Below are 12,554 nucleotides of genomic sequence, written 5' to 3' on the forward strand. Positions count from 1 at the left end.
GGGTACAGTGACATCCATGACACTCCTGGAGGGCAGGCTCGCGGACCGGGATGCCTGGTCGGCGGCGGGTGAGTGCCCGATCGAGAAGACGATGGCGGTGCTGGGCACCAAGTCGGCGATGCTGATCATGCGTGAGGCCTACTACGGCACCACCCGGTTCGACGACTTCTGGAAGCGGGTCGGCGTCACCAAAGCCGCCGCGGCAGCACGTCTCTCGGACTTGGTGGACGCCGGGCTGCTGGAGCGGCGGCCATATCAGGAGCCCGGTCAGCGCAGCCGCGACGAGTACGTGCTCACCGAGGCGGGCCGTGACTTCATGCCGGTGGTTTGGGCGATGTTCGAGTGGGGCCGACGCCATCTGCCGAACCGCACCCCGCTACGCCTGGCGCACAGGGGCTGCGGCGCCGAGGCCACGGTGGAGATCCGCTGCGCCGAGGGGCATCACGTGCCGCCCGACGAGCTGACGGTGCGCCTGGTCAAGCGCGGCTAGCTCGCGCGGCCGTCCGGATCTTCGGTGTCGTCGTGGGGTACCAGATAGCGCTGCGGATGGTGATAGTTGTTCACCCGCGCCTGGCCGGTGTCCAGTTGTGGCGGCGGCAGCCATTCGGTGCGGCCGTCCTTGCGTTTTCGGGTTCGCCAGCCACCGCGCTTGACGCGGCGGTTGTCCGGCCCGCAGGCCAAAGTCAGGTCGGTGATGTTGGTTTGTCCGTCGTCTTTCCAGTCGGCGACCGCGTGGTGGACCTGCGAGTGGTAGGCGGGTGCGGTGCAGCCCGGCCGGGTACAGCCGCGGTCCTTGGCGTACAAAACTATTCGCTGCGCTTTCGTCGCCAGCCGTTTCGCTCGGCCGAGGTACAACGGTTCCTCGGTGTGCTTGTCGAACACCGCGAGGTAGTGGTGCGCGGCTGTCGCCTGACGGATCACCTCGGTCATCGGGATCAGGGTCCCGCCACCGGTCACGGCATGCCCGGTTCCCGACTCCAACTCTTGAAGCGTGGTGGTGATGACCACGGTCACCGGCAGGCCGTTGTGGCTGCCGAGCGCCCCCGAGGCCAAGAGCGCCCGGCCCATGGCGGTCAGCGCGTCGTGGTTGCGCTGGCCTGTGGAGCGCAGGTCTTTGGCCACCGAATCCGCCGACGGCTCGCCGTCGATGCAGGGCGACTCGTCTTCCGGGTTGCACATGCCGGGAGCGCCGAGCTTGGCCAACACCGACTCGAGGACCGCACGCCCTTGCGGGTCCAGACGCCCGCGAAGATCGCTCATGCCGTCGGGCTGTTGCTTGCCGATGAGTAGGTAGCGGCGATTGGCCCGGTCGACGTCGGAGTACTCACCGTCCTGGTCGAGTAGCGCCGCCAGTCGATCCGCCGCCTTCCGAAGCTCCTCGGGCGTCAAGGTGCAGGCGATCTGCGCCAGTTGGGCTTCGGCGGCCTCGCGTTCGTCGTAACTCACGCGCATGGGCAGCTTCTTCAGGAAGAGCCGGATGACCTTCACGTGCTCGCCGCCGATGTCGCCTCGCTCCTGCGCAGCCGCCGTACCGGTGAGCGCCGGTTCGAGCACCTCACCCGTCATCGTCCGCCGCGGGGCGAGATCACGCGCCTCCTTGACCCGCCGCGTGGCTTCGTCCTTATCGATTCGCAGCATGAAGGACAGTGCCTTGGCGGCGCTGCTCTCACCGATCTCGGCCAGGGGCGCACGCTCGAGATTGGCGACCAACCGATGACCCAGCGTTGCCTGCCTACGGGTGAACGCCTCCCACTGCGCCGTCAGCTTCAACAGCTCGGCGGTGCTCAGCGAGTCGAGCGACTCGGCCATCAGCTCGGCGAAGTCGTCGGACATGTCCGCCACCCGCTTGCTGATCCGTTCGAACGACATACCCGAACACTAGTTCGATGCTCCGACAGATCGGTCGGGCTTTGTGACTGCTGAAGCCAGAGTGTCGCAAGGGATTTCGAATCCGCGGCAGTGCGGTTTCGTCCGCGGTCCGTGGACAAAGCCGTGCCAACAGCCCACACCCACCAAAGAGCGAGGCTAGGGTGCCGCTGTGCTGCATTTGCGGGTGATCGCGCCGACGGACCTGCGCGACGACGTCATCGGCGTGTTGCGGGACAACCCGGGCGCCACCCACATCGTCGTGCACCGCGACGCGGCGATCGAACCCTCGGGTGACGAGATCACCTCCGACATCGCCCGCGAGTCCGCGAACGACATCGTCGAGGCGTTGAAGGGCCTGCAGGTCAAGGAGCGCGGGGCGATCACCCTCGACTTCGTCGACACCGTGTTGTCCGCCAGGGCCTACCGCGCCGAGGACAGGGCCGAAGGCGATCCCGCCGACGCCGTCGTGTGGGACGAGCTTGCCGTCCGCACCCGCGAGGAGTCCACGCTCAACGTCACCTTCCTGGCTTTCCTGTGCATCGCCTGCCTCATCGCCGCGGTCGGCGTTGTCACCGATTCACCCGTCACGGTGGTGGGCGCGATGGTCGTCGGTCCTGAGTTCGGCCCGCTGGCGGCGCTGGCGGTGGCGCTGGTGCGGAGGCGGATGTACCTGGCGCGCCGCGCGGCGCTGGCGTTGCTGATCGGCTTTCCGGCGGCCATGGCCGTAACCGCCTTGTTCACCTTGATTTTCGAAGCCCTCGGATGGGTCACCTTGGAGACGACGAGCTCGCTGAGCGAGGTCGATTTCATCTTCCGGGTCGGGCCGTTCTCGTTCGTCGTCGCGCTGCTCGCCGGTGCGGCCGGGATGTTGTCGCTGGTGTCGTCGAAGTCGGCGGCGCTGGTCGGGGTTTTCATCTCGGTCACGACGGTGCCCGCGGCCGGCTTCGCGGTCGTCGCCGCGACGGTGGGGGACTGGCGGATCGCGGCGCAGTCGGCTGCCCAACTCGTCGTCAACCTCGTCGGCATCACGATCGCCGGTGTGCTCGTGTTGTGGGTGTATCGGCTCCATGGCACCCGGTAGGAGACGCGCTGCGCGCCCTCAACCGCTGTGGTGGGATCTGCGGATGGGTTCACGGCGGCGAGTGCGTACCGTTCTGCACTGATGGCACTGCCCGCGCCGAGCGCGCCCGACTTCGACGACCTGCTGGCCCGGTACCGCGCCGCGCGCACCCAGCAGGCGCTGTTCGACGTGCGTCCGGGCGCGGGCAGCGGGTACGACGAATTCGTCGACGCGGCAGGCGATGTCCGGCCGGCGTGGCACGAAGTCGCCGAATGCGTCGGCAACCGCGGCCGCGCCGGATTGGACCAGCTGCGCGCGGTGGTGCGCAACCTGGTCGACAACGACGGCATCACCTACGTCGAGGTCGGCAGGCACGGCTCGGTGCTCGGGCAGACGGTCGACGGCGCCGCCGAGCCCGGTCCGTGGCATCTCGATTCGCTGCCATTGGTCATCTCTGCCACCGACTGGGACATCCTGGAATCCGGACTGCTGCAGCGGTCCCGGTTGCTCGACGCCGTCCTCGCCGACCTGTACGGGCCGCAGGTGTCGGTGACCAGCGGCGTGCTGCCGGCACCGTTGTTGTTCGCCCATCCCGGCTACGTGCGCGCCGCGCGCGGCGTCCAGATTCCCGGCCGCCACCAACTGTTCCTGCACGGCTGCGACATCAGTCGCGCCGCCGACGGGGCCTTCCGCGTCAACGCCGACTGGACGCAGGCGCCGTCGGGCGCCGGGTATGCGCTTGCCGACCGGCGCGTCGTCGCCCACGCCGTGCCCGACCTCTACGAGCGGATCGGGCCGCGACCCGCATCGCCGTGGGCACAGGCCCTGCGGTTGGCGCTCATCGACGCCGCCCCGGAGTCGGCCGAGGAACCCATGGTGGTGGTGCTCAGCCCCGGCATCTTCTCCGAAACCGCGTTCGACCAGGCCTACCTGGCGAGCATGCTGGGCTTCCCGCTGGTCGAGAGCGCCGACCTGGTGGTGCGCGACGGCAAGTTGTGGATGCGCTCGATGGGCACGCTGAAGCGCGTCGACGTCGTGCTGCGCCGAGTGGACGCCGAGTACGCCGACCCGCTCGACCTGCGTGCCGACTCCCGCCTCGGCGTCGTCGGCCTCGTCGAGGTGCTGCGCCGGGGCGCGGTCACCGTCGTCAACACGCTCGGCAGCGGCATCCTGGAAAGCCCCGGGCTGCTTCGGTTCCTGCCGGAGCTTGCCGAGCGTCTGGTTGGCGAACGGCCGCTGTTGGCCAGCGCGCCGCTGTACTGGGGCGGCATCAGCACCGAACGCTCGCACCTGCTCGCCAACCTGTCCTGCCTGCTCATCAAGCCGGTCACCGGGGGCGAAACGCTAGTCGGCCCTGCATTGTCGACCGTGCAACGCGAATCGCTCGCCGCCCGCATCGAGGCGGCGCCGTGGCAGTGGATCGGTCAGGAGTTGCCCGAATTCTCCTCCGCGCCAAGCGACTACCACCCGGGCGGGCTGTCGGCGGCCAATGTCGGCATGCGGCTGTTCACGGTCGCGCAGCGCGGAGGCTATGCGCCCATGCTCGGCGGTCTGGGCTACCTGCTGGCCCCCGGGGCAGCCGCATACAAACTCAACACCGTTGCAGCCAAAGATATCTGGGTGCGAGCGCCGACGCGGGTGACCGCCGAGCGAATACCGCCGGTGGAGTTGCCCGCCATCACGCCGAGCCCCACCCGGGCGGTCAGTTCGCCGCGGGTGCTGTCCGACCTGTTCTGGACGGGCCGCTACGCCGAGCGTGCGGAGCACATGGCGCGGCTGCTGACCGTCACCCGCGAGCGCTACCACGAATTCCACTACCGGCGAGAGATGGCGGGCAGCGAGTGCGTGCCCGTCTTGCTGGCGGCGCTCGGCAACATCACCGGCACCGAGACCGGTGCGAGCGACGATTACGCCGAGATGGTCGCGACCGCGCGGTCGACCTTGTGGTCGCTGACCGCCGACCGGCACCGGTCCGGGTCGCTCGCGCAGTCGGTCGAACGGCTCGGGTTGGCCGCCCGAGCCGTGCGCGACCAGCTGTCCAACGACACCTGGATGGTGCTCGCGTCCGTGGAGCGCGCTACTGGACGCGCCCGAGGGTCCGCCGGAGTCACAGGCCGAAGGCGAGGCGTTCCTGTCGGCGACAAACAACCTGACGTTGGCGGGGATGCTCGCGCTGTCCGGCGTGGCCGCGGAGTCGATGGTCCGCGACGTCGGCTGGACGATGATGGACATCGGCAAGCGCATCGAACGCGGGCTGAATCTGACCGCGCTGCTGAGCGCGACGTTGACCACCGTGCGCAGCCCGGGCGCCGAGCAGGCCATCACCGAGTCGGCGCTGGTGGTGTGTGAGTCGTCGGTCGTCTATCGGCGACGGACCCTGGGCAGGATCAGTGTGGCGTCCGTGGCGGAGCTGGTGTTGTTCGACGCCGACAACCCGCGGTCGCTGGCTTATCAACTGGAGCGGTTGCGCGCCGGGCTCAAGGCGCTGCCCGGCTCGTCGGGGTCGTCGCGGCCCGAGCGGATGGTCGACGAGATCGGCACCCGGCTGCGCCGTCTGGACCCCGCCGACATGGGGGAGGCGTCCGCCGACGGCAGGCGCACCGAACTGGCCGGTCTGCTCGACGGCGTGCACTGCGATCTTCGCGAACTCGCCGGCGTCATCTCCGCGACGCACCTGTCGGTGCCAGGCGGCATGCAGCACCTGTGGGGGCCCGACGAGCGGCGGGTCGTGCCGTGACGGTGTTTACCGACGGTCCGATGGCCCCGCGTGCGACCCGCAGTTACCGCGTCGTGCACCGCACCGTGTACCACTACAGCGACGTCGTGACCAATTCGTATGGACGCGGCTTCCTCACCCCGCGCGACTCCGCCCGCCAGCGCTGCCTGTCACACGAGCTGGTGATCGATCCCCCCGCATCGGACAGCTCGACCAGTCGCGACGTCTACGGCAACATCAGCTCCTATTTCCATGTGACTCAACGGCATCACACGTTGTCGGTGACAAGCAGCTCGGTCGTCGAGGTGGACCCGCCACCGGACTCGCTCTACGGCGGCGGCTCGGCGCGCGCACCGTGGGAGATCGCCCGGCCGGTCGGCGTCGACGGCGCGCTGGCCGTCGAGTTCACGCTCGACCTGCAGCCGCCGGAGATCACCGATGCCGTACGCGACTATGCGGCACCCAGTTTCGTGCCGGGCCGGCCACTCATCGAGGTGCTCGGTGATCTCACGCACCGGATCTACGCCGACTTCACCTACCGCTCCGGGTCGACGACGGTGTCCACGCAGGTGGGTGAGGTTTTGACGGCGCGAGAAGGGGTATGCCAGGACTTCGCACGGCTGGCCATCGCCTGCCTGCGCGCCAACGGGTTGGCCGCCAGTTATGTGTCCGGGTATCTGGCGACCGATCCGCCCCCCGGAAAGGAACGGATGATCGGCATCGACGCGACCCATGCGTGGGCCGCGGTGTGGGCACCGCAGAACCACTGGCTCGGAATGGATCCGACCAACGACCAGATGGTCGACGAGCGGTACATCACCGTCGGATACGGGCGCGACTACGCCGACGTCCCACCGTTGCGCGGCATCATCTACACGGACTCGCAGAGCAGCGTGGTCGACGTGGCCGTCGACGTCGAGCCGTTCGACGGGGGGATCCTGCATGCGTGACTTCCTGTGCCCGAACTGCGGGCAACGTCTGGTCTTCGAGAACTCGCTGTGCCTGTCGTGCGGTCGTCCGCTGGGGTTCTCGCCCGACGACATGGCACTCTTGGTGATCGCGACGGGCGACGAGCGGAGCCAGGCCGGGTTCGTCGACGGCGACCGCTACGAGCTGTGCGCGAACATGCATCTGGCCGAATGCAATTGGCTCGTCGAGAAGGGGGAGGTACACAAGCTCTGCACCGCGTGCACGCTGACGAGGACCCGGCCCAACGATGCCGACACCGTGGCGCTCGTGGCGTTCGCGGACTCGGAGCGGGCCAAGCGGCGGTTGCTCGCCGAACTACACGAGCTCAAGCTGCCGATCATCGGCCGCGACGAGGACCCCGACTACGGCTTGGCGTTCGATCTGCTCTCGAGCGGACAGGAGAAGGTCTTCACCGGTCACCAAAACGGTGTCATCACATTGGATCTCGCCGAAGGTGACGACGTCCACCGCGAGCAGCTTCGCAAGGAGATGGACGAGCCGTACCGCACTCTGCTCGGTCATTTCCGCCACGAGATCGGCCACTATTACTACTACCGCCTGGTCAGCACCTCGTCGGACTACGACGCCACGTTCCGCGAACTCTTCGGTGATCCGGACGCCGACTACCAGGCCGCACTGGACCGCCACTACAAGGACGGCCCGCCCGCCAACTGGGACCAGACGTTCGTTTCCTCGTACGCGACGATGCACGCCGCCGAGGACTGGGCCGAGACTTTCGCGCACTACCTGCACATCCGCGACACGCTCGACACGGCCGCCGCATTCGGATTCGCGCCTGCGGCGGCGACGTTCGAGCGAAAAGTGCTCGGGCCGAGTGGATTCGACGCGATCATCGAGCTGTGGTTGCCTTCGGCGTGGGCGTTGAACATGCTGAACCGGTCGATGGGAAAGTCGGATCTCTACCCGTTCGTGCTGCCGCCTGCCGTGCTGGACAAGATGCGCTTCATCCACACGGTCATCGAGGAGATCACCTCGGACCCCGCCAAACTCGCCGAAGTCAGCGGCGTGTCGCGTGCAGACACGCACCCTCGCACCGAAAAGGGTGCTCAGATCCAGAACGGGGCGCCGGCGCGGTAGAGGCTGCCGACCACATCGTCGACGGGAAGCTCACGCAGTGCGGCGCTGAGCACCTCGAGGCTGACGATGCCGTCGTACCCGCGGTCGAGCAGCGTGCCCGCGAAGCGATTCAGCTCGAGGATGCCGTCGCCGGGAAGCGCACGGCGGTGCAAAGTTTCGCGGACCAGGCGATCGCGAGACTCCGGTGCCAGCGCATCGGTGAACTGCACATAGGCGAGGTCGTCCAACGGCACCGCCGCCAGGTCGGCCCACGTGCTCTCGCCGAAGAAAAAGTGCCAGGAGTCGATCAGCAGCCCGGCAGGCCCGCCCTGCTGCGCAGTTCGGACCACCTCCATCCCGGCGTCGATCGTTGAGACCGGTCCCAACGGGCTGAACTCGGCGGCCATCGCCACGCCCGCTGCGCCGATCGCGCGCGCACATCGCCGGATGAGCGGGGCGCGCGGTGGTGTGGTGAACACCGTCAGCACCCACGCCGCGCCGACCGCCCTCGCGCAGTCCGCGAGCTGCTCGGCGGCAGCTACCGCGGCGGCCTCGTCGTCGCCGACGATCAGCGCCATCACCTCATGGCACGCCAGGCCCGAAGCCGCAAACGCGCCGCGAACGTCGTCGTCGACCTGATCACCGTTGACCCCGACCGACGTGAACCCCGCTGCCGCTGCGGAGGCAAGCAGTTCGGGCAGCGCAAACGGCCAGCGGGCGTCCGGGGTGAGCGCGAGTTCGATCGTCACCGTGCGGCTCTCAGGTAGGCTCGGCCGCGCGACGACAGCCGGTATCCGACGTCGAGGCTGATCGTCAGGCCGAGGCCCTTGAGTTGCCGGACCCGACGCTTGAACCGCGGCACATCCAGTCCGACGCTCGCGGCCAGATCCGGTGCGCGCACCGCGTCGTTGGCCGCGATCAGCGTGAGGTACCGCCGAGTCCACGGTTCGGTAGCGGCATCCCACCGGTCGAGGCGGGCGCTGATCGTCGCGACGTCGGCATCGGACAACCGGTCGTCGGCGGCGAGGTCGGGTCGCTCGTCGGGGGTGAGAAAGGACACCGCGATCGCGTAGGTGTGCCGTGCCGATCGACGGTCAAGTTCCTGTTGGGCGGTCTTGGCGCTGGGATACCCCGCCGCGCGCGCCTGCGCCGCAGTCACGCGGTAGCCACCGGGGTACTCGGTGACGGTGTCGATGCTGATGGTGCCCGCGACGGTCCGCTGGGTGCCGCCCGCCTTCACCCGCGGCGCATCCCAGCGCCGCAGCACAAGTGTGATGCGGCCGTTAGCGATTCCCTCGGCCGTGTCGCGGTTGAGCAGCACGCGAGTGACCCTACGATCACCCGGTGGCTGATCGCTATGGCTCCGACGTCCTCGCCGACAACCCGCACCGTGCGAAGGTGCGTTCCACCGAACGACCCGTCGAGATCGGTCTCGTCGTCGAGGACGCCCAGACCGGTTATGTCGGCGCCGTCGTGCGGGTCGAGTACGGGCGCATGGAGCTCGAAGACCGGCACGGGCGCAGGAAGCCGTTCCCGGTCGGCCCCGGCTATCTGATCGACGGCCGCCCGGTCATCCTGACGGCGCCGCGCAAAGCCGCGTCGAAGGCCACGCGCACCGCGTCGGGTTCGGTCGCCCTGCCCGGGGCACGCGCCAAGGTCGCGCTGAAGAGCCGGATCTACGTCGAGGGCCGCCACGACGCCGAACTCGTCGAGCAGGTCTGGGGTGACGACCTACGGATCGAAGGCGTGGTCGTCGAATATCTGGGCGGTGTGGACGATCTCGCCTCGATCGTTGCTGACTTCCAGCCCGGTCCGGGACGCAGGCTCGGCGTGCTCGTCGACCATCTCGTCGCGGGTTCGAAGGAGGCCCGCATCGCGCAGGCCGTGCACCAAGGCCCGGGCGGTGACCACACGCTCGTCATCGGCCATCCCTTCATCGACATCTGGCAGGCGGTCAAACCGGAACGGCTCGGTATCGCGGCGTGGCCGGTCGTGCCGAAGGGCGTCGACTGGAAGAAGGGCGTCTGCCGCGCGCTGGGCTGGCCGGCCGACCAGCAGGCCGACACCGCGCGGGCCTGGCAGCGGATCCGCGGCCGGGTCCGCGACTGGAACGACCTCGAGCCCGCCCTCATCGGCCGGGTGGAGGAGCTGATCGACTTCGTGACCGCCCCCGCCGAGCTCTGAGGCCGCCAAGTCGCGCGGACGTGGTAAGCAGAACACGTGTCCGACGGTCTGTTCGACGTCCCCGGCGAGGTGCCCTCGACCGCGGTCGGGCCCGTCGGGGCGTCGGCGCCTCTGGCGGTGCGCATGCGCCCAGCCACTATCGACGAGGTCGTCGGCCAGGACCACCTGCTGCAGCCGAACTCGCCGCTGCGCCGGATGGTCGAGGGATCGGGGGCGGCCTCGGTCATCCTGTACGGCCCGCCCGGCACGGGTAAGACGACGCTCGCCTCGCTGATCTCGCAGGCCACCGGGCGCCGCTTCGAGGCGCTGTCGGCGCTCTCGGCGGGCGTCAAGGAGGTCCGGGCGGTGATCGACGTCGCGAGACGCGCGGCCGCTCACGGCGAGCAGACCGTGCTGTTCATCGACGAGGTGCACCGTTTCTCCAAGACCCAGCAGGACGCGCTGCTCTCGGCCGTCGAGAACCGCGTCGTGCTGCTGGTCGCGGCCACCACGGAGAACCCGTCCTTCTCGGTCGTCGCACCGCTGCTGTCCCGGTCGCTGATCCTGCAGTTGCAGCCGCTCGACGCCGACGCCGTGCGCACGCTCGTCCGTCGCGCCATCGACGACCCTCGGGGCCTGAGCGGGAAGGTGAAAGTCACCGACGAGGCCGTCGAACTGGTCGTGCAACTCTCGGCCGGTGATGCCCGCCGCGCGCTGACCGCGCTCGAGGTCGCCGCCGAGGCAGGGGAGGAGGTGACGGTCGAGACCATCGAGCAGTCGCTCGACAAGGCCGCCGTGCGCTACGACCGCGACGGCGACCAGCACTACGACGTCGTCAGCGCGTTCATCAAGTCGGTGCGCGGCTCGGACGTCGATGCGGCGCTGCACTATCTGGCCCGGATGCTGGTGGCGGGGGAGGACCCGCGCTTCGTGGCGCGTCGGCTGATGATCCTGGCCAGCGAGGACATCGGCATGGCCGACCCGACGGCGTTGCAGACCGCGGTCGCCGCCGCGCAGACCGTCCAGCTCATCGGCATGCCGGAGGCCCAACTGACGCTGGCTCACGCGACCGTGCACCTCGCCACGGCCCCCAAGTCGAACGCGGTGACGACGGCACTGGGCGCGGCGATGGGCGACATCAAGGCGGGCAAGGCGGGTCTGGTGCCTCCGCACCTGCGCGACGGGCACTATTCCGGCGCCGCCAAACTGGGCAACGCGATCGGCTACAAGTACGCCCACGACGATCCCGATGGCGTTGTGGCGCAACAGTATCCCCCCGACGAAGTCGTCGGCGTCGACTATTACCGGCCGACCACCCACGGCAACGAACGCGAAATCGCGGGCCGCCTGGACAAATTGCGCGCGATCATCCGCCGCAAGCGCTGAATCGCCCTCTTGACACCGTGCGCGCCGCCATCTACGTTGGTAGTCAACAAACTGGTTGATCAAAACTAAGGTTGATAATTGGGGAGTGATGGGGATGTCGACGCCCGGCTGGACCGCGCGTTCCTGGCGCTGGCCGACCCGATTCGGCGCGCCATCGTGGCGCGGCTGTCGCGGGGGCCGGCCACGGTCAACGAGTTGGCCGCGCCGTTCGACATCACCAAACAGGCGGTGTCCAAGCACATTCAGGTGCTCGAGCAGGCAGGCCTTGTCACCAGGACCCGCGACGCGCAGCGACGGCCCGTCCATCTGGACGCCGCCGCGCTGGAGCGGCTGACCGCATGGATCGACCGGTATCGGCTCGACGCCGAACGCAGCTACCGCCGGCTGGATGCCCTGCTGGCGGACATGACCGATGCAGAGAAAGGAACCGAAAAGTGAACGCACTCAACCTGACCGCGCCCGTCGACACCCTCGCCATGGAGTTCACCCGCGAGTTCGACGCTCCGGTGGAGGCGCTGTTCCGCGCCCACGCCGAACCCGACCTGGTGAAGCAGTGGCTGGGCCCGCGGGACCTGGAGATGGACATCACCGAGTGGGAGTTCAAGAACCACGGCGGCTACCGCTACACCCACAAGAACGAGCACGGTGTATTCGGCTTCAACGGCACGTTTCACACCGTCCGGGACAACGAATTCATCCTGCAGACGTTCGAGTTCGAGGGCGCCCCGGACATGGTCAACATCGAGTACATGTGGTTCGAGGATCTCGGCGGAGGACGCAGTCGCCTTCGGGGCCGGTCCATCTGCCCGAACACCGACGCCCGCGACGCGCTGCTGTCCTCCGGCATGGAGGGCGGGATGACCGAGGGCTACGAGAAGCTCGACGAGCTGCTGAAAACCCTCTGAAAAGCGGGTGCGACCCCGGCTGCCGAGGGGCGCAGCCGGGGTCGCGAGGGGGGTCTGATTACCGCATCAGGCCGGAGCGGCGGCGCGTACCCATCGCGCCGGTGCGTCCCCGGCGACCCATGATCGATGCTGCGATGGCGACGCCGATCGCGGCGACGATGACCTGGACCAACAGTTCAAGCCAGTCGACCCCGCTCGTCGCGGTCGGGATACCCAGCGCGCGGGCAATCGCGGTGCCGATGAAAGCGGACACGATGCCCACCAGGATCGTTATCACGAAGCCGATCGGCTGCCTGCCGGGAAGCACCAGGCGCCCGAGTACGCCGACCACGATGCCAATGAGAATGGCGCTGATAATGCCGGTGATGGTCATGTTTCCTCCACTGTCTAGGGGTGGAGCTGACATACC

General features: G+C 68.6%; 12 protein-coding genes and 1 pseudogene. 9 read left to right on the forward strand and 4 right to left on the reverse strand.

Annotated elements, in window-relative coordinates; all coding sequences use genetic code 11:
• Positions 1–16: 16 nt before the first annotated feature.
• Entirely contained in the window at positions 17–490 is a 474-nt protein-coding gene (locus tag ABGB19_RS19130; protein ID WP_347687570.1) for a helix-turn-helix domain-containing protein, read from the forward strand.
• Here the strand turns inward: ABGB19_RS19130 and ABGB19_RS19135 are convergent.
• Positions 487–1,869, reverse strand: coding sequence for an HNH endonuclease signature motif containing protein (locus tag ABGB19_RS19135; protein WP_347687571.1), 1,383 nt, complete (start codon positions 1,867–1,869; stop codon positions 487–489). The genes ABGB19_RS19130 and ABGB19_RS19135 overlap by 4 nt on opposite strands.
• A 169-nt stretch (positions 1,870–2,038) precedes the next feature.
• On the opposite strand from ABGB19_RS19135, the gene ABGB19_RS19140 reads away from it, so the two are divergent.
• From ABGB19_RS19140 to ABGB19_RS19155, 4 genes and pseudogenes are all read left to right on the forward strand, one after another.
• Positions 2,039–2,950 (forward strand): DUF389 domain-containing protein, encoded by a 912-nt coding sequence (locus ABGB19_RS19140; RefSeq protein ID WP_347687572.1) that lies wholly within the window; start codon positions 2,039–2,041, stop codon positions 2,948–2,950.
• Positions 2,951–3,031: 81 nt separating this feature from the next.
• A pseudogene (locus ABGB19_RS19145) lies at positions 3,032–5,666 on the forward strand (circularly permuted type 2 ATP-grasp protein).
• Between the two features lie 20 nt (positions 5,667–5,686).
• Positions 5,687–6,595, forward strand: a complete 909-nt coding sequence (locus ABGB19_RS19150) for a transglutaminase family protein (protein WP_347687573.1) — start codon at positions 5,687–5,689, stop codon at positions 6,593–6,595.
• Positions 6,588–7,712, forward strand: coding sequence for a putative zinc-binding metallopeptidase (locus tag ABGB19_RS19155; RefSeq protein ID WP_347687574.1), 1,125 nt, complete (start codon positions 6,588–6,590; stop codon positions 7,710–7,712). The genes ABGB19_RS19150 and ABGB19_RS19155 overlap by 8 nt, the downstream gene beginning before the upstream one ends.
• Here the strand turns inward: ABGB19_RS19155 and ABGB19_RS19160 are convergent.
• Complete coding sequence (locus ABGB19_RS19160) at positions 7,682–8,440, reverse strand: TIM barrel protein (protein WP_347687575.1); 759 nt, start codon at positions 8,438–8,440, stop codon at positions 7,682–7,684. The genes ABGB19_RS19155 and ABGB19_RS19160 overlap by 31 nt on opposite strands.
• Positions 8,437–9,012: a hypothetical protein gene (locus tag ABGB19_RS19165; RefSeq protein WP_347687576.1), complete on the reverse strand. Its 576-nt coding sequence runs from the start codon at positions 9,010–9,012 to the stop codon at positions 8,437–8,439. Before ABGB19_RS19165 ends, ABGB19_RS19160 begins: the two co-directional genes overlap by 4 nt.
• Positions 9,013–9,035: 23 nt before the next feature.
• On the opposite strand from ABGB19_RS19165, the gene ABGB19_RS19170 reads away from it, so the two are divergent.
• The 4 genes from ABGB19_RS19170 to ABGB19_RS19185 all read left to right on the forward strand — a co-directional run bounded on the left by ABGB19_RS19170 (position 9,036) and on the right by ABGB19_RS19185 (position 12,145).
• Positions 9,036–9,875: a DUF3097 domain-containing protein gene (locus ABGB19_RS19170; RefSeq protein WP_347687577.1), complete on the forward strand. Its 840-nt coding sequence runs from the start codon at positions 9,036–9,038 to the stop codon at positions 9,873–9,875.
• A 36-nt stretch (positions 9,876–9,911) separates the two neighbouring features.
• The gene (locus ABGB19_RS19175; RefSeq protein ID WP_347687578.1) at positions 9,912–11,240 is read left to right on the forward strand and encodes a replication-associated recombination protein A; all 1,329 of its coding nucleotides are present in this window, start codon (positions 9,912–9,914) and stop codon (positions 11,238–11,240) included.
• Positions 11,241–11,318: 78 nt separating this feature from the next.
• Positions 11,319–11,678 (forward strand): metalloregulator ArsR/SmtB family transcription factor, encoded by a 360-nt coding sequence (locus tag ABGB19_RS19180; RefSeq protein ID WP_347687579.1) that lies wholly within the window; start codon positions 11,319–11,321, stop codon positions 11,676–11,678.
• Positions 11,679–11,716: 38 nt separating this feature from the next.
• Positions 11,717–12,145, forward strand: coding sequence for an SRPBCC family protein (locus ABGB19_RS19185; protein ID WP_347687815.1), 429 nt, complete (start codon positions 11,717–11,719; stop codon positions 12,143–12,145).
• 58 nt (positions 12,146–12,203) lie between these two features.
• Here ABGB19_RS19185 and ABGB19_RS19190 read toward each other — a convergent pair whose 3' ends face one another.
• Positions 12,204–12,518: a GlsB/YeaQ/YmgE family stress response membrane protein gene (locus ABGB19_RS19190; protein WP_347687580.1), complete on the reverse strand. Its 315-nt coding sequence runs from the start codon at positions 12,516–12,518 to the stop codon at positions 12,204–12,206.
• Positions 12,519–12,554: the final 36 nt, after the last annotated feature.

Origin of the sequence: Mycobacterium sp. B14F4 (assembly GCF_039871645.1) — a bacterium.
Classification (GTDB): Bacteria; Actinomycetota; Actinomycetes; order Mycobacteriales; family Mycobacteriaceae; genus Mycobacterium.

What these genes read in the sequence shown, in the direction of transcription:
- ABGB19_RS19150 (WP_347687573.1), top strand. Translation starts at nt 5,687, where the DNA reads ATGGCCCCGCGTGCGACCCGCAGTTACCGCGTCGTGCACCGCACCGTG.
- ABGB19_RS19130 (WP_347687570.1), top strand. Translation starts at nt 17, where the DNA reads ATGACACTCCTGGAGGGCAGGCTCGCGGACCGGGATGCCTGGTCGGCG.
- ABGB19_RS19155 (WP_347687574.1), top strand. Translation starts at nt 6,588, where the DNA reads ATGCGTGACTTCCTGTGCCCGAACTGCGGGCAACGTCTGGTCTTCGAG.
- ABGB19_RS19185 (WP_347687815.1), top strand. Translation starts at nt 11,717, where the DNA reads ATGGAGTTCACCCGCGAGTTCGACGCTCCGGTGGAGGCGCTGTTCCGC.
- ABGB19_RS19190 (WP_347687580.1), bottom strand. Translation starts at nt 12,518, where the DNA reads ATGACCATCACCGGCATTATCAGCGCCATTCTCATTGGCATCGTGGTC.
- ABGB19_RS19135 (WP_347687571.1), bottom strand. Translation starts at nt 1,869, where the DNA reads ATGTCGTTCGAACGGATCAGCAAGCGGGTGGCGGACATGTCCGACGAC.